At 73.2% G+C, this 15,741-nt stretch carries 12 protein-coding genes; 2 read left to right on the top strand and 10 right to left on the bottom strand.

The window, feature by feature from the left end; translation table 11 throughout:
- Positions 1–113: 113 nt before the first annotated feature.
- The 7 genes from ABZ805_RS10420 to ABZ805_RS10390 form a co-directional block, all read right to left on the bottom strand.
- Complete coding sequence (locus tag ABZ805_RS10420) at positions 114–2,600, bottom strand: PQQ-dependent sugar dehydrogenase (protein ID WP_358437315.1); 2,487 nt, start codon at positions 2,598–2,600, stop codon at positions 114–116.
- Positions 2,601–2,721: 121 nt separating this feature from the next.
- The gene (locus tag ABZ805_RS10415; protein ID WP_358437312.1) at positions 2,722–3,768 is read right to left on the bottom strand and encodes a substrate-binding domain-containing protein; all 1,047 of its coding nucleotides are present in this window, start codon (positions 3,766–3,768) and stop codon (positions 2,722–2,724) included.
- 27 nt (positions 3,769–3,795) lie between these two features.
- The gene (locus ABZ805_RS10410) at positions 3,796–4,794 is read right to left on the bottom strand and encodes an ABC transporter permease (protein ID WP_358437309.1); all 999 of its coding nucleotides are present in this window, start codon (positions 4,792–4,794) and stop codon (positions 3,796–3,798) included.
- Positions 4,791–6,299: a sugar ABC transporter ATP-binding protein gene (locus tag ABZ805_RS10405; RefSeq protein WP_358437306.1), complete on the bottom strand. Its 1,509-nt coding sequence runs from the start codon at positions 6,297–6,299 to the stop codon at positions 4,791–4,793. The genes ABZ805_RS10410 and ABZ805_RS10405 overlap by 4 nt, the downstream gene beginning before the upstream one ends.
- Positions 6,296–7,444, bottom strand: coding sequence for a Gfo/Idh/MocA family oxidoreductase (locus ABZ805_RS10400; protein WP_358437304.1), 1,149 nt, complete (start codon positions 7,442–7,444; stop codon positions 6,296–6,298). The genes ABZ805_RS10405 and ABZ805_RS10400 overlap by 4 nt, the downstream gene beginning before the upstream one ends.
- Before the next feature lie 106 nt (positions 7,445–7,550).
- Positions 7,551–8,735 (bottom strand): ROK family protein, encoded by a 1,185-nt coding sequence (locus ABZ805_RS10395; protein ID WP_358437301.1) that lies wholly within the window; start codon positions 8,733–8,735, stop codon positions 7,551–7,553.
- A 437-nt stretch (positions 8,736–9,172) separates the two neighbouring features.
- Entirely contained in the window at positions 9,173–10,180 is a 1,008-nt protein-coding gene (locus ABZ805_RS10390; RefSeq protein ID WP_358437299.1) for a sugar phosphate isomerase/epimerase family protein, read from the bottom strand.
- A gap of 497 nt (positions 10,181–10,677) precedes the next feature.
- Here ABZ805_RS10390 and ABZ805_RS10385 point away from each other — a divergent pair, with 497 nt between their 5' ends.
- Complete coding sequence (locus ABZ805_RS10385) at positions 10,678–11,454, top strand: GIDE domain-containing protein (protein WP_358437296.1); 777 nt, start codon at positions 10,678–10,680, stop codon at positions 11,452–11,454.
- A 61-nt stretch (positions 11,455–11,515) separates the two neighbouring features.
- Positions 11,516–12,295 (top strand): isocitrate lyase/phosphoenolpyruvate mutase family protein, encoded by a 780-nt coding sequence (locus tag ABZ805_RS10380; RefSeq protein WP_358437293.1) that lies wholly within the window; start codon positions 11,516–11,518, stop codon positions 12,293–12,295.
- Positions 12,296–12,346: 51 nt separating this feature from the next.
- Here the strand turns inward: ABZ805_RS10380 and ABZ805_RS10375 are convergent, their stop codons facing one another.
- From ABZ805_RS10375 to ABZ805_RS10365, 3 genes are read right to left on the bottom strand one after another with little or no spacing between them, the layout of a single operon-like run.
- On the bottom strand, positions 12,347–13,162 hold the full coding sequence (locus ABZ805_RS10375) for an N-acyl homoserine lactonase family protein (RefSeq protein WP_358437290.1): 816 nt from the start codon (positions 13,160–13,162) through the stop codon (positions 12,347–12,349).
- Positions 13,159–14,316 carry a zinc-binding dehydrogenase gene (locus tag ABZ805_RS10370; protein WP_358437288.1) on the bottom strand — a complete coding sequence of 386 codons (1,158 nt, stop codon included), beginning with the start codon at positions 14,314–14,316 and terminating at the stop codon, positions 13,159–13,161. The genes ABZ805_RS10375 and ABZ805_RS10370 overlap by 4 nt, the downstream gene beginning before the upstream one ends.
- A complete protein-coding gene (locus tag ABZ805_RS10365) occupies positions 14,313–15,719 on the bottom strand; it encodes an MFS transporter (protein ID WP_358437286.1) in 1,407 nt (468 codons plus the stop codon). Before ABZ805_RS10365 ends, ABZ805_RS10370 begins: the two co-directional genes overlap by 4 nt.
- Between the last annotated feature and the right edge of the window lie 22 nt (positions 15,720–15,741).

The following is a 15,741-nucleotide window of genomic DNA, read 5'->3' as shown; positions in this document are numbered from 1 at the left end:
CGCCCCTCTCCGTCTCTCGCTGCCGGGGCGCCGCGGCGGGGGGGGGCCCCCCTTGTGGTCCCCCCGTGTCGCTGGGGGGGGGGGGGCCGCGCGGGCGGCCACCGCCACGCTGATCAACGGTCGCCGCGCGCCCGCGCCGACGGGTCGTCCGGCGGCACGGGCCGGGACACGCCGTCCCCGGTGAACCGCACCTCGTCGAGCGCGAACAGCTCGGCGCCGTCGCCGCGGAACACGAAGAACAGGGCACCCGAACCGCCCGGGTCGAGCACCGGAGCCGACGGCACGTCCACGTGCTCGCCACCGGTGCCCGCGATCTCGACTGTCTGCAGCAGTTCCCCGTCCGCGGAACCGGCCCGCACCTCGATCACGCCGCCGTCCCCGGCCGCCGCTACGCGGTAGCCGATGCCGTCGACCCCGGTCAGGTCCACCGGGTCGAACGAGATCCAGTCGCCGTCGTCGACGGCGCCGACCTCGCTGCCGCCCGCCGCGTCCGGGTTCGCCACGACCTCGACGCCGTCGGCCTCGGTGAAGAACTCGGCCTGCTTCTCCTTGGGCTGCAGCACGACCCGGCCGGTACCGGTCACCGGCGGCAGGCCTTCGGCACCGCCGTCGGTGTAGTCGGCGGTGAGCACGCCGAACAGGTCGGCGTCGAGCCCGTGGCCCTCGTCGGCCGGGGTCTCGATGACGCCTTCGCAGCCGCGTTCCTCCTTCAGCGGGTGCGCGTGCGTGTCGTGGCCGAGCGCGTAGCCGACGGCGACCCGGGAGCAGTCGATCTGCTCGTCCTCGGCGTCGGTGACGCTCACCCGGAACGGCACCTCCTCGCCGAAGGCGAACACCCCGCCGTCGGGCGGGAGTTCCACGTGCACCTGCGGCGGCGTGTTGCCGACGACGATCTGCACGCTGGCGTACCCGGTCCGGCCGGTCTCATCGGTGACGGCGAGCTTCGCGGTGTGCGCGCCGCGCTCGTCGTAGGTGAACGACACCGGCCCGGGTTCGGTCGAGTCCACCTCGCCGTCGTCGGTGAAGTCCCACGCGTAGCTCAGCTCCCCGCCGTCGGGGTCCGCGGTGCCCGCCGGGTCGAAGGTGACCGCCAGCGGCGCCTCCCCGGCGGAGGTGACGTCCGCGGCGAGCCGCGGGCGCGGCGTCTTCGCGTCGGGGCTGTGCTCGATGCGGTACAGCGCCGAATCGTCCGCGCCGCCGAAGTAGCTGGAGCCGTAGTCGAGCACGTACAGCGCGCCGTCCGGACCGAACTCGACGTTCATCGGCCGCACCAGGTCCATCGAGTCGAAGAACGGCCGGATCGCCGCCAGCTCCCCGTCCTGCCCGACCTCGAACTCCTTGATCCAGCCGCGGTCCCACTCGTAGTGGAACACCTTCCCGTCGTAGCGCTCCGGGAACTTCAGCGGCTCGTCCAGGTCCGGGTCGAAGTGGTACACCGGCCCGCCCATCGGCGATTCCGATCCCTCGCCGAGTTCGGGGACCGAGTCGTCGTCGTAGGGCAGCCACGCGGGTTGCGCGGGCGGCAGGTCGACGAGCCCGGTGTTGTGCGGGCTCTCGTTGCGGGGTGCCGCGCAGTCGAACGGCTCGCCGGATTCGCCGGTGGCGAAGTCGTGGTCGATGAACGGTTCGTTGTCGCCGATGCAGTACGGCCAGCCCAGGTTCTGCGGTTCCCGGATCAGGTCGTACTCGACGATGCCCGCGGGTCCGCGGTCCGGGTCGGCGGCGCCCGCGTCGGGTCCGTACTCGCCGAGGTGGATCCAGCCGGTGCGCTCGTCGACGGCGAACCGGAACGGGTTGCGCAGGCCCATCGCGTAGATCTCGGGCCGGGTGCGGTCGGTCCCGGCCGGGAACAGGTTGCCGTCCGGGACGGTGTAGGTGCCGTCCGGTTCGACGTGGATGCGCAGGATCTTGCCGCGCAGGTCGTTGGTGTTGCCCGCGGTGCGCTGCGCGTCGAAGGCGGGGTTGCGCTCGGGCCGTTCGTCGATCGGCGCGAAGCCGTCCGAGGAGAACGGGTTGGTGTCGTCCCCGGTGGACAGGTACAGGTTCCCGTCCGCGTCGAAGTCGATCTCGCCCCCGGCGTGGCAGCAGGTGCCGCGGTTCGCCGGGACGCGCAGGATCTCCTGCCCGGCGTCGAGGTCGAGCGTGCCGTCGTCGGCGAGCGGGAACCGGGTCAGCGAGTTGTGCCCGTCGAACGGCGCGAAGTCCGCTGCGGTCCCCTCTTCGGGGGCGTCGCCCTCCGGGGTGTCCAGCCGCGGCGCGTAGTACAGGTACACCCACCGGTTCGCCGCGAAGTCCGGGTCCACGGCGATGCCCTGCAACCCGTCCTCGTCGTGGTTGTAGACGGGCAGGTGCGCGGCGAGCGTGGTGGTGGCGTCGGGCGTGGTGAGGAAGACGTCGCCGTCGCGGGAGGTGTGCAGCACGCGCCGGTCGGGCAGCACGGCCAGCGCCATCGGCTCGCCCAGCTTGGTCTCACCACTGGCGAGCGTGATCTGGTCGAACGCCGCGTCCGCCGGTGGTCCGGCGGTGGCGGGCGGGATGGTCAGGGCGGCCGCGGTCACGGCCGCGAAGGTCGCGCAGGCGACCGATCTGGGTAATCGCACCGGGAGGCTCCTCATCGTTCGCGGTCCCGGCGGCGGTGCCGGGACGGGTCGGGTGGTTCGCCCGGTGGCGGTGCGGAAGCCGCCGGACGTCGGGAATTCCGGTTCACCGGAGGGTTTTCGCTCACGAGGCGAAGCCGACGTCGAGGTACTGGTCGACGTTCGCCCGGGTCACCACGGCCGAATAGGTGGTGATGGTGCGGGGGATCTCGTGCTCGGCCAGGTCGGACATCCCGCGCGCCTGGCCGAGCAGCCGGGCCAGCGAGATCGCCGAGGAGCACATCGACGGGTTGTAGAGGACCGTCGCCTGCACCACGCCGTCCCCGGCCTTGATGCGGTCCATCATGTTGCGCGAACCGGCGCCTCCGACGAGGAAGAAGTCGTCGCGCCCGGCGGCCTGCACCGCGGCGAGCACGCCGATGCCCTGGTCGTCGTCGTGGTTCCACACCGCGTCCAGCCGTGCCGCGGCCTGCAGCAGGTTCGTCGCCTGCCGCTCCCCGGATTCGGCGGTGAAGTCGGCGGCGACCCGGCGCGCCACCCGGATGCCGTGCCGGGCGAGCCCGTCCCGGAACCCGGCGCTGCGCTCCTGGGTGAGCGGCAGCGAGTCGGTGCCCGCGATCTCGGCGACGACCGGGTCGGTGACGCCGCGGCGCCCCAGTTCGGCGGCGATGTGCTCGGCGGCGTTGACGCCCATGCCGTGGTTGTCCCCGCCGATCCACACCCGGTAGGCGTCGGCGGAGTCGAAGACGCGGTCCACGTTGACCACCGGGATGCCGGCGCGGGTGGCCCGGCGCGCCACGTCGGTGAGCGCCTTGCCGTCGGCGGGCAGGATCACCAGCACGTCGACCTGTTCGTTGATCAGCGTCTCGACCTGGGCGATCTGCTGGTTGACGTCGCTGCTGCCCTCGGTGGGGCGGAACGTGACGTCCGGCAGCGCTTCGGCCTGCGCGCGGGCGTTGGTGGTCATGGCGGCCATCCAGCCGTGGTCGGCGGCGGGCGCGGAGAACCCGATGGTCACCGGGGCGCCGGGGGCCGCGCCGTCGCCTCCGGCGGCGACGGCGGCCGGTCGTTGCTGCTGCGGCGGATCGTTCGCGAGGCATCCGGTCAGCAGCGCGGTCGCGCCGAGTGCGCCGGTGCCGAACAGGAATCCACGACGAGGAGTTGCGGACATGGCGGTCTCCGGGAGGCGAGGAGGGATTCAGCGGAGTGCGGTGCCGCGGCGCCGCGTGCGGGCCTGCAGCAGCACGGCGAGCACGATGATCGCGCCCTTGACGATGTTCTGAACGTCGGTTTCGAGGTTGTTGAGCGTGAACACGTTGCTCAACGTCGTGAAGATCAGCACCCCGATCACGGTGCCGGTCATGCTGCCGCGCCCACCGGCGAGCAGCGTGCCGCCGATGACGACGGCGGCGATCGCGTCCAGCTCGTAGTACAGGCCGTTGGTGGACGCCCCGGAGGTCGTGCGCGCCACCACCATGATCGCGGCGATGGCGCAGCAGAACCCGGCGAGCGCGTACACCAGGGCGAGGTGGCGCCGCACGTCGATCCCCGCGAGCCGCGCCGCTTCGGCGTTGCCGCCGACGGCCAGCGTGCGCCGCCCGAACGTGGTCCGGTTGAGCAGCGTCCAGCCGCCCGCGAACACGGCGGCGAAGATCCAGATCAGCACCGGCACGCCCAGCAGGTCGGCCTGGAACGCGGCGCCGAACGCCGGGACCTCGACGACCTGCGTCTGCCTGCCGCTGATCCGCTCGGCCAGGCCGCGCGCGGAGGCCATCATCGCCAGCGTCGCGATGAACGGCACCACCCGCCCGTAAGCGACGAGCAGCCCGTTGACCAGCCCGCACCCGGTGCCGACGAGCAGCGCGCAGCCGACCATCGCGAACGCCCCGTACGACTGGGTGGCCCAGGTGGTCATCCACACGCTGCTCAGCGCGACCATCGAGCCGACGGACAGGTCGATGCCGCCCGCCGAGATCACGAAGGTCATGCCGATGCTGACCACGCCGATCGCGGCGGCCAGCCGCAGCACGGTGGAGATGTTGCCCTCGGTCAGGAACGCGTCCGGCCGGGTGGCGTAGCCGACCGCGCACAGTCCGACGAGGACGAACACCAGCGCGGTCAGCCGGATGTCGGCGCGCGCCCACCAGCGGGTCAGCCGGGAGGGGCGGGTCGGGGTGGTGCGAGCCTGCTCGGTCATCGCGCACCCTCCACGACGAGGTCCAGGACGGCGGATTCGGTGAGTTCGGCGGCGTCGGCGGTGCGCACCGCGGTGCCGTCGCGCAGCACCAGGACCCGGTCGGCCAGCGCCAGCACCTCCGGGAGGTCGCTGGAGACGACCACCACCGCGAGGCCGTCGGCGGCGAGCGCCCGCACCAGCGCGTACAGCTCGGCGCGCGCCCCGACGTCGACGCCGCGGGTCGGTTCGTCCAGCAGCAGCGCGCGGCAGCCGCGCAGCACCCACCGGCCGATGACGGCCTTCTGCTGGTTGCCGCCGGAGAACGCGCCGATCGGCCGGTGCGGGTCGGCGGGCCGCAGCTGGAGGCGGTCCACCACCTGCCGGGTCGCGGCGATCTCCGCGGCGCGGTCGGTGAACCCGAACCGGCTGAACCGGGCCAGCGCGGCGAGGGTGACGTTCGCGGCCAGCGGCAGCTGCGGGAGCAGCGCCTGGCTCTTGCGCTCCTCGGGGGTGAGGCCGATGCCCGCCGCCACGGCCGCCGGGACGGAACCGGGCCGCACCCGGCGCCCGTCGACCCGCACCTCACCGGAATCCGGTGTCCTGGCGCCGAAAACGGTCTCCAGCAGTTCGCTGCGACCGCAGCCGACGAGCCCGGCGAGACCGACGATCTCGCCCGCGTGCGCGGTGAAGCTCACGTCCGCGAACTCGCCGCGGCGCCCGAGCCCGCGCACCTCCAGCACCGGCCGTTCGGTGGCGGTGCCGCCCGCGGCTTCGACCTCCGGTGGCGCGCCGCCGGTCATGAGGGCGACGAGTTCGCCGGTGGTCACCTCCGCCACCGGGAGCCCGGCGGCGACGGTGGCGCCGTCCTTGATGACGGTCACGCGGTCGGCGATGCGGCGGATCTCGGCCATGCGGTGCGAGATGTAGACGACGGCGACGCCGTCGGCGGTGAGTTCGCCGATGACGCGGAACAGGTTGTCCACCTCGCCGGCGGACAGCGCGGCGGTGGGCTCGTCCAGCACGATCAGCCGCGCCTCGTACCGCAGTGCCCTGGCCAGCGACACGAGCTGCCGCGCCGCCGCGGGCAGGTTCCCGACCTCCCCGTCCGGGTCGATCTCCGGATGTCCCAGCCGGGTCAGCAGCCGGGTCGCCCCGGCGCGCGCCCGGCCGCGGCGGGTGAACCCGGCGAGGGCGGGCTCGTCGCCGAGGAAGATGTTCTCGGCGACGCTCAACCCCGGCACCAGGTCCAGTTCCTGGTGCACGGCGGCGATGCCGCGCCGCAGCGCGCCCGCCGGGGAGCCGGGCGCGAAGTCCGTGCCGAGCCACCGGATCGTGCCGCCGTCCGCCGGGTGCGCACCGGCCAGCACCTTGATCAGCGTGGACTTCCCGGCGCCGTTCTGCCCGAGCAGGCAGTGCACCTCGCCCGCGCGGACCCGCAGGTCCACCCCGTCCAGGGCGCGCACGCCCGGGAACTCCTTCACGATGCCGGACATCACCAGCGCCTCGGCCGTCCACGGCTGCGTCATCTGGCGCCTCCGACCGGTATCCACCTGCTGTGGTCGGCGGCGCTGCGCTGCACCGCGTCGAGCACCCGCTGCACCCGCAGCCCGGCGGCGAAGTCCGGGCTGGGCGCGGTGCCGTCGCCGATGGCGGTGACGAAGTCCCGCAGCTGGTGGGTGAAGGTGTGCTCGTAGCCGAGCACGTGGCCGGGCGGGTACCAGGCCCGCAGGTACGGGTGGTCGGCTTCGGTCGCGAGGATGCGGCGGAACCCCGCGGTGGCCGCGTCCTCGGTGGCGTCGTAGAAGGACAGCTCGTTCATCGACTCGAAGTCGAACGCGAGGCTGCCCGCGCTGCCGTTGATCTCGATGCGCAGCCCGTTCTTGCGGCCGGCGGCGTACCGGGTCGCTTCGAAGGTGCCGAGCGCGCCCTCGCCGAACCGGGCGGTGAACATCGTCGCGTCGTCCACGGTGACCGGTCCGGTCCGGTCGGCGCCCGCGTCGAGGGGCCGTTCGGCGACGAAGGTGTCGACGAGGCCGCAGACGCTGACGACGTCGTCGCCGAGCAGGTACTGCGCGAGGTCCACCAGGTGCGCGCCGAGGTCGCCGAGCGCCCCGGAACCGGCCCGTTCGGCCTGCAGCCGCCAGGTGAGCGGGGCCTGCGGGTCGAGCAGCCAGTCCTGCAGGTACTGCGCCCGCACGTGCCGGATGCGCCCCAGCCTGCCCTGCTCGATGAGCGTGCGGGCCAGTGCGAGGGCGGGCACCCGCCGGTAGTTGAACCCGACCATCGCCCGGATCCCCCGCTGCTGGGCGCGTTCCGCCGCCTCGGTCATGGCGACGGCTTCGGCGACGGAGTTCGCCAGCGGCTTCTCGCACAGCACGTGCTTGCCCGCTTCCAGGGCGCGGATCGCGATCTCGGCGTGGCTGTCGCCCGGGGTGCAGATGTCGACGACGTGCACGTCGTCGCGGACCAGCACGGACTTCCAGTCGTCGCTGTCCTCCCGCCAGCCGAGCCGGGCGGCGGCGTGGTGCACGGCGTCCTTGCGGCGGCCGCACAGCACCACCATCTCGGGGCGGGCGGGGAGGTCGAAGACCCGGCCCACGGTCCGCCACGCCTGCGAGTGGACCACTCCCATGAAGGCGTGACCCACCAGGGCGACACCGAGTGCGTTCATCCCGTCCTCCTGTCGTGCGCGGTGCATTCCGGAGCGGTTCGCGTAACGGGTGGTGCTGCGGGAGCTCGGTGGGCTCCGCGCCGGTGGATCTGCCGGGGCGCCCCGGTCACGGTGCGGCGGCGCCGCCGAGCACGTGGTCGCTGATCAGCCCGGCCGCGCCGACGACGCCGGCGTGCTCGCCGAGTTCGGACAGCGCGATCGGGAGGCTGCTGGTGGCCAGCGGGGTGGACCGCCGGTAGAGCTCGCTGCGCACTTCGGCCAGCAGCGGGTGCCCGAGCCCGGCCACTCCCCCGCCGACGACGATCATCGCGGGGTTCGCGAAGTTGACGAGCCCCGCCAGCACCTGCCCGAGCCGCCTGGCCCCGTCGCGCACCAGGCCGAGCGCCAGCGGGTCGCCGTGGCGCATCGCGGTTCCCACGTCGTGCGCGGTGAGCACCTCGCGGCCGGCGAGGAGTTCCCGCAGCCCCGGTGATTCGCCGCTGCGGGCCAGCGCGGTCGCGTCCCTGGCCAGCGCGGCGCCGCTGAACCACGCCTCCAGGCACCCGGTCCGCCCGCAGCCGCACACCGGTCCGCTGTCGCGCACCGCGATGTGCCCGATGTCGCCCGCGCTGCCGTTGCTGCCGCGCAGCACCCGGTTGCCGGTGATGATGCCGCAGCCGATGCCGGTACCGATCTTGACGAACAGGAAGTCCGGCACCGACCGGCCCAGCCCGCGGTACATCTCGCCGAGCGCCATCAGGTTCACGTCGTTGTCCACCAGCACCGGCGCGTCCAGGCGCCGCGCGAAGTACTCGCGCACCGGGTAGCGGTCCCACCCGGGCATGATCGGCGGTGCGACGGTGAAGCCGTCCCGGAAGCTCACCGGCCCGGGCAGCCCGACGCCCGCGCCGTGCAGGTCCGGCAGGTGCCCGGCGGCCCGGAGCTCGTCGATCATGTCGGCGGCGCGGCCGAGGACGACGTCCGGACCGTCCTTGATGTCGATGCCTTCGCTGGTGTGCGCGACCAGGTCCAGCAGCCCGTCGGTGATCCCGACGTCCAGCGAGGTCGCGCCGATGTCGACGCCGACGAAGCGCAGCCGCCGGGACAGCTGCACCAGCCCGGAGCGCCGCCCGCCCTGCGAGACGGCCTTCCCGGCGCGTTCGACGAAGCCGAGCTCGTGCAGCCGGGAGAGCTCCTGCCCGATCTTCGAGCGGGACAGCGACACCTGCGCGGCGAGTTCGGCGGCGGCCTGGGCACCGTTGAACCGCAGCGACGTCAGCAGGCGGGCTTGGTGTGCGTTCTCCGGTTGCACCGACTACCCCACTTCTTGCGCGGAGCGTACGAAGTCCGTCACAGAGTAGGCGAACGGTTTCTCCTGCGGTCAAGGAAGATTCCGCGATGTCCCCCGGATGTTCGCTGCCCGATCGGCCGCAGCCTGCCGCGTCCGTTCGGGCGCTCGTCACGGAATCCGGAATGCTGAGCGACGAACGCGCGATCCCGCTTCGGAGTTCTTGCACGGTCCACAATGGACTTGCTCGGACGCTGCGGGAACACCGCCCCGGACCGCCGATCGCGGACCAGCGGGCCACCCGCCATCGCGCCGAACCGCCGCAGCGCCGAAGGACCCCTCCCCGACTGGGCCGAACGCACTTTTCCACACAAAACGGACACCCGTTCCGAGGGCGTCCTCCCGGGCGGAGAACGGCGCCGCCGTCGAGGTGACGGCGGCGCCGGCGCTCCGCGGGCGGACTACTTCTCGGTGCTGAACGCGGCGTCGAAGGCGACCTCGGGCGGTTCGATCGCCACCAGCTTCCGCACGAACGCGAGCGCGTCCGGCGCCCCCAGCATCCGGTCCATGCCCGCGTCCTCCCACTCGACCGAGATCGGGCCGGAATAGCCGATCGCGTTGAGCCCGCGGAAGATCGGCTCCCACGGCACGTCCCCGTGTCCGGTGGAGACGAAGTCCCAGCCGCGCCGCGGATCGGCCCACGGCAGGTGCGAACCGAGGCGGCCGTTGCGCCCGTTGAACTGCTTCACCGACTCCTTGCAGTCCACGTGGTAGATCCGGTCCTGGAAGTCCCACAGGAACGTCACCGGGTCCAGGTCCTGCCAGAGGAAGTGGCTCGGGTCGAAGTTCAGCCCGAACGCGGGCCGGTGCCCGATGGCCTCCAGCGCGCGCCGCGTCGTCCAGTAGTCGTAGGCGATCTCGCTCGGGTGGACCTCGTGCGCGAACCGCACCCCCACCTCGTCGAACACGTCCAGGATCGGGTTCCACCGCGCGGCGAAGTCGGCGTAGCCGCGCTCCACCATCTTCGGCGGCACCGGCGGGAACATCGCCACGGCGTGCCAGATGGACGAGCCGGTGAACCCGACGACGGTCGACACCCCGAGCTTCGCCGCCGCCCGCGCCGTGTCCTTCAGCTCCTCCGCCGCGCGGGTGCGCACGCCCTCTGGTTCACCGTCCCCCCAGATGCGGGACGGCAGGATGCCGCGGTGCCGCTCGTCGATCGGGTGGTCGCACACCGCCTGCCCCACCAGGTGGTTCGACAGCGTCCACACCTTCAGCCCGTGCGCGTCGAGGAGGTCCAGCCTCCCTTGCACGTAGTCGTCCTCGGCCAGCGCCCGGTCCACCTCGAAGTGATCTCCGGAGCAGGCGATCTCCAGCCCGTCGTAGCCCCAGCCGGCGGCCAGCCGGCACACCTCCTCGAACGGCAGGTCGGCCCACTGGCCGGTGAACAACGTGACGGGTCTCGGCATCGTGATCTCCCTTGCTCGACGGCGGGGAAGGAACACTCACCGGGGGCCGCCTCGCGGCGGAGTCGGTCCACATCGGACCGTTGCGGCGCACCACATCCCCGGGACGACGCCCATCTTGGAGCAGCCGGCGGACTCGCACCAGGGGCGGCATGGTCGAGCGCCCACGTGCGCTCCGGGCCGGTGCACCCGTCGAGCGAGAACCGGCCCGAACGCCTCCACTGCCGGATCCCCGATCCGACCTCGTGGACAACAGTGCGAGGTGTCGATCTCGGCGCCGCCGCACCCCTCGACCAGCCCCGCGCCGAGAGTTCGGTCGCGCGCAGTGCACGGCCGATCACCTTCGGTGAACGAGTGAACCGATCGCCGAACCGGTGCCGGGCCGCCGACGAGGATCGTCGAGAATCCAGTGCTGCAGGGGAACTTCCGATCCGCGCCCGCCGGTGCGGATCGGTGACGACCTCCGACCGCGAGGTGGGGGCGAAGGGCGGGAGCGGGACATGTGGCTGGTGGGATTGGTCGTGGTGGCCTTGGCGGTCGCCGGGTTCTTCTGGATGCGCCGCACCCGCAGCGAACTGCACGCGATGATCGGCACCGAGACCTCCACCATCGACGAGCTGGAGGAACTGCGGCGCATCTCCGATGAGCTCGGCGCCCGCGGCGGGTTCCGCAGGACCGCCGAGGTCGTCGGCGCCGCCCACCCCCGCCCCGAAGGCCTGCTCACCTCGGCGCTCAGCGAATCGCCGTGCGTCTGGTACCGCTACCAGGTGGAACGCGTCTACGAGGAGGTCGAGCAGCGCGATGGCCGGACCCGGCGGGTCCGCAAGACCGAAACGGTCTCCGAGCACACCTCCGAAGAGGGCTACGCGCTGATCGACGAGCAGGGCCGCACCATCGGGATCGCCCCGGCGGGCACGAAACCCGAGGGCGTCGAGCAGTCGGTCGAGCGGTTCGAACCGCACGGCGGCGGTGGCGGCGGATTCGGCTTCCAGCTCGGCGGGTTCAGCTTCGGCAACCAGAACTCCACGATCGGGATGCGCTACAAGGAGTGGCTGATCCGCCCCGGCACCCGGCTCTACACCCTCGGCGAGGTGCACGACGCCATCGGCCCGCTGGTGCTCGGCAAGCCGCAGGAGAAGGGGCACTTCATCATCGCCGCCAAGACCGAGCAGCAGCTGCGGGACGAGCGCACCAAGCGCCACCGGCTGCTGGCCATCGGCGTCCCCGTCGCGTTCGTCGCGGGCACCGCCCTCACCATCTTCGACCTGGTGCGCTGATCCGCGCAGGTCACCGCACCGACGGCTGCGCTCGGCCGAGCAGGGGAATAGGTTGATCCACATGGCATCGACCGTTGAGAAGGCCGCACGGCTGCAGGAACTGCACGCGGCACCCGAACTGCTGCTCGTCGTCAACGCGTGGGACGCGATCACCGCGAAGGTGGTGGCCGAGACGCCGGGCACGAAGGCGCTGGCCACCCCGAGCCACGGCATCGCCGCCTCCCGCGGCTACCCCGACGGGGAACGGATCCCCCGCGACGAGATGATCGCCGAGGTCGGGCTGATCGTCCGCGTCGCCGGGGACCTGCCGGTGACCGCGGACCTGGAGGCCGGGTACGGCGACCCGGGCGGCACCATCGCCCGCGCCATCGACGTCGGCGCCGTCGGCGCGAACCTCGAAGACCAGATGAAACCGCTGGACGAGGCGGTGCGGGCCGTGGCGGCCGCGGTGTCCGCCGCGCGCTCGGCCGGGGTGGACTTCGTGCTCAACGCGCGCACCGACGCGTTCCTCAAGGCGGGCGACCGCGATCCGGCGGCGGTGCTCGACGAGGCGATCACCCGGGGGCGGGCCTACCTGGATGCGGGGGCGTCGAACTTCTTCGTGCCCGGCAAGCTCACCGAGGAGCAGATCTCCCGGCTCGTCGCGGAACTGGGCGAGCGCAAGGTGAACATCATCGGCGTGCCCGGTTCGGTGCCGCTGGAGACCGCGCAGCGGCTCGGCGTGTCCCGGGTGTCCTACGGCCCGTGGAGCCAGAACGTGGCGCTGACCGCGCTGGCCGAGCTCACCGAGGACGTCTACGCCGGTGGCGGTCTCCCCGCGAACACCCGCAAGCTCAACTGACGTCCCCGGTGAGTGGCCCATTCGCCCGTTCCTGTTGGGCGGGTGGGCCGCTCACCTCGCTCGATGCGGGGCGGGGTCGACGTCGAGGCGGCGGATCAGCGGGTCCGCCGGGTCCGCCGGCGGGTAGCGGTGCGAGACGGCCGGGTCGTGGCCGGGCACCACGTGCTCCGGGCCGTCGGCGAGCTCGTCGAGCCGCTGCGAGGTGTCGCAGTACTCGTCGCTGCGCACCACCACCGCGAACGGCGCACCCGCCGCCGACTCCCCGCCGACCCGGTTGTCCAGGTAGTGCCTGGCGTCGGAGGCGAGCACCACGTGCCCGCGCGCGGTCGGCACCCGCACCGCCTGGCAGCCCGGGGTGTGCCCGGCCGCCGGGTGCGCGGTGATGCCGGGCGCCACTTCGTACTCGCCCTCCCGCAACCGCACCCGGCCCTGGTGCAGCAGCGCGACCACCTCGCACACGTTCGCCGGATCGTAGGGGCGGCGCAGGAACCGGTGCTGCATCGACGGCCCGGTCGCGTAGGCCAGTTCGGCCCGCGCGACGTGGAAGGTCGCGCCGGGGAACGCACCGAGGTTCCCGGCGTGGTCCCAGTGCAGGTGGGTGAGCACCACGTCGGTGATCGCGGCCGGATCGATCCCGAGGCGGCGCACCGAATCCGCCGGGTTCCGCTCGTAGTCGAGGCCGCGCGCGGTCGCCTCGTCGGCGCCCACGTCGATCAGCACCGCCCGTTCCGCGGAGACGGCGAGCCAGCAGAAGCAGTGCAGCGACTGGTCGGTCTCGGGGTAGCGGAACCCGGGCGTGGGCGCGTAGTTCTCCGGCGCGGTCCGCGGGCCGACGCCGTAGCGCAGCGCGTACAGCTCGTAGGTCATCGCGCGGTGCCCTCCTCGGTCAGGTCGACGACGATGCGGCCGGGGTACCCGGCGTGCAGCTGCGCCATCCCCGCGCCGATCTCGGCCAGCCGGATCGAGCCATCCCCGGCGAGCCGGTCCACCGGCAGCCGACCGGCGCGGTGCAGCTCGGCGAACCGGGGCACGTCGCGCTGCGGTGATCCGGAACCGAGGTAGCTGCCCGCGACGGTGATGTCGTGCGCGACGAGCTCGGCGGGCGGCACCGGCCAGCGCGCCGCCGGGTTCGCCAGCCCGACCGTGGTGAGCCGTCCGCCGCGGCGCAGGCAGCGGTACGCCGAGTCCACGGCCGGTACGGCCCCGGCGGCCTCGATGGCGTGCCGCACCCCGCCGCCGGTGAGCTCGCGGATCGCCGCGATGCTCGCCTCGTCGGCGGGGAACACGTGGTCCGCGCCGAGCTCCCGGGCCCGCGCCCGGTTCGCCTCGTGCAGGTCGACGGCGATGATCGGTGCGGCGCCGACGGCCCGCAGCCCCAGCACCGCGGCCAGCCCCACCCCGCCGCAGCCGAACACCGCCGCCGATTCGCCGAGCCCGACCCGCGCCGAGTGGCAGACCGCGCCGACGCCGGTACTCACCGCGCAGCCCAGCAGCGCCGCGCTGCGCAGGTCGGTGCCGCGCGGCACCGGGATCACCGAGTCCGCGTCGACCACCGCCCGGGTCGCGAACGCGGAGACCCCGAGGTGGTGGTGGATCGGCGAGCCGTCCGCCGCGCGCAGCCGCCGCCCGCCGCCGGCCAGCTCACCGGCCCCGTTCGCGGCGTGCGCGCGGGAACACAGCACCGGCCGGCCTTCCCGGCAGAACTCGCAGCGCCCGCACGCGGCGACGTAGGTGAACACCACCGGGTCGCCGGGCCGCACCGAGCTCACCGCGCGCCCGGTGCTCGCCACCACCCCGGCCGCCTCGTGGCCCAACACCATCGGCAGCGGCCGCGGGCGGTCGCCGGTGAGCACCGACAGGTCGGAGTGGCACAGCGACGCGAAGTGCACGTCCACCAGCACTTCCCCGTCGCCCGGTTCGTCCAGCAGCACCTGCTCGGCGGCCAGCCGCCCGAAGTCCGGTGCGGCGCCGGGTTCGCCACCGGGCCCGCGCAGCACGGCGGCGGTGATCGTCGAGGTCATGCGCGTTCCTCCGCGAGTTCGTCGTCGACGGTGTCGGTGAGGCGGCGGCCGGTGGTCCGCTCGCCGAAGGTGAACAGCACCAGACCCTGGCACAGGATGAACAGCGCCGCGGCGAGGAACGCGCCGCTGAACCCGAACACGGCGAACACCGCCGCGATGAGCACCCCGTTGACGGTGCCCGCGAGCCGCCCCATCCCGTTGGCCAGCCCGGCCCCGGCGCCGCGCAGCGCGGTCGGGAACACCTCCGGCAGGTAGCTGTAGAGCACGGCGGTGTTGGTCTGCAGCAGCAGGGTCGCGAGGAATCCGCCGAGCACCACCAGCCACAGCTGCTGGCCGACGGCGAACAGCCCGATCGCGGCGGCGCTGCTCGCGGCCAGCACCAGGCTGACGGTCTTGCGCTCCCAGCGGTCCGCGACGAGGGTGCCCGCCAGCGCCCCGGCGAACGGGGCGATCGCGAAGACGGTGGTGATGGTCAGCGTCGTCTCGTGGCTGTAGCCCTGCTCGACCAGCAGCGTCGGCACCCAGGCGTTGAACCCGTAGAACCCGAGGATGTGGAACACCATCACCATCGAGGTGACGGTGGTGGTGCGACGGGTGCGGCCGCGGAACAGGGCCGCGAGCGGGGCGCGGTCCGGGCCGCGGTCCGGGGCGGCAGTGCGGGCGACGTCCTGTTCGGCGGCGCGGACCACGTCCTGGTCGGGGGCGAGCCCGGCCTCCCGCTCCAGCCGGGCGATGATCCGCTCCGCTTCGGCCTCCCGGTCCTGCACCAGCAGCCAGCGGGCCGATTCGGGCAGCGCGAACCAGGCCACGGCGGCGGGCACGAGGCCGACGGCCGCGACCACGAACATCCACCGCCAGGACGAGTCGCCCAGCGGCACCAGCAGCCGGGCGGCGCCTGCGATGAACGGCACGCCCAGCAGCCCGATCCCGAGCATCAGCGCCTGGATCCGCCCGCGCCGCCGCTGCGGGAACATCTCGGCGATGTAGACGATGAGCACCCCGGTCACGGCCTGCACCCCGAGCCCGCTGAGCAGCCGGAACACGCCGAGCAGCGCGAAGTTCGGCGCGAGCGCGCACAGCAGCGAGGCCGCCGCGTAGAACAGCGTCGCCCCGATCACGACGCGCCTGCGGCCGAACCGGTCGGCGAGGCGTCCCCCGGCGAGCGCCCCGGCGAACATGCCGAGGAACGACAGCGAGGTGAGGTGGCCGATCTGCTGCACCGACAGCCCCCATTGCTCGCGGATCGCGGGCGCCGCGTAGGAGAGCACGTTCAGGTCGGCCAGGTCGGCGATGAACAGGGCGCCGAGCAGCACCATCCAGGTGCGGTGCGAGCGGGTGGTGTGCGGTAGCCGGTCCAGGCGGGCGACCAGCAGGTTCCGGTCGGGTGCGGTGGTGCCGTCCATGACTCTCCTTTGAGCACGGGAC

The organism is Saccharopolyspora sp. NPDC047091 (genome assembly GCF_040643635.1).
GTDB lineage: Bacteria > Actinomycetota > Actinomycetes > Mycobacteriales > Pseudonocardiaceae > Saccharopolyspora_C.
The sequence above is the reverse complement of the archived record's forward strand: the minus strand, read 5'-3'. Positions and strand labels throughout refer to the sequence as shown.

What these genes read in the sequence shown, in the direction of transcription:
- ABZ805_RS10375 (WP_358437290.1), bottom strand. Translation starts at nt 13,162, where the DNA reads ATGACCTACGAGCTGTACGCGCTGCGCTACGGCGTCGGCCCGCGGACC.
- ABZ805_RS10370 (WP_358437288.1), bottom strand. Translation starts at nt 14,316, where the DNA reads ATGACCTCGACGATCACCGCCGCCGTGCTGCGCGGGCCCGGTGGCGAA.
- ABZ805_RS10365 (WP_358437286.1), bottom strand. Translation starts at nt 15,719, where the DNA reads ATGGACGGCACCACCGCACCCGACCGGAACCTGCTGGTCGCCCGCCTG.
- ABZ805_RS10415 (WP_358437312.1), bottom strand. Translation starts at nt 3,768, where the DNA reads ATGTCCGCAACTCCTCGTCGTGGATTCCTGTTCGGCACCGGCGCACTC.
- ABZ805_RS10385 (WP_358437296.1), top strand. Translation starts at nt 10,678, where the DNA reads ATGTGGCTGGTGGGATTGGTCGTGGTGGCCTTGGCGGTCGCCGGGTTC.
- ABZ805_RS10390 (WP_358437299.1), bottom strand. Translation starts at nt 10,180, where the DNA reads ATGCCGAGACCCGTCACGTTGTTCACCGGCCAGTGGGCCGACCTGCCG.
- ABZ805_RS10380 (WP_358437293.1), top strand. Translation starts at nt 11,516, where the DNA reads ATGGCATCGACCGTTGAGAAGGCCGCACGGCTGCAGGAACTGCACGCG.
- ABZ805_RS10400 (WP_358437304.1), bottom strand. Translation starts at nt 7,444, where the DNA reads ATGAACGCACTCGGTGTCGCCCTGGTGGGTCACGCCTTCATGGGAGTG.
- ABZ805_RS10410 (WP_358437309.1), bottom strand. Translation starts at nt 4,794, where the DNA reads ATGACCGAGCAGGCTCGCACCACCCCGACCCGCCCCTCCCGGCTGACC.
- ABZ805_RS10405 (WP_358437306.1), bottom strand. Translation starts at nt 6,299, where the DNA reads ATGACGCAGCCGTGGACGGCCGAGGCGCTGGTGATGTCCGGCATCGTG.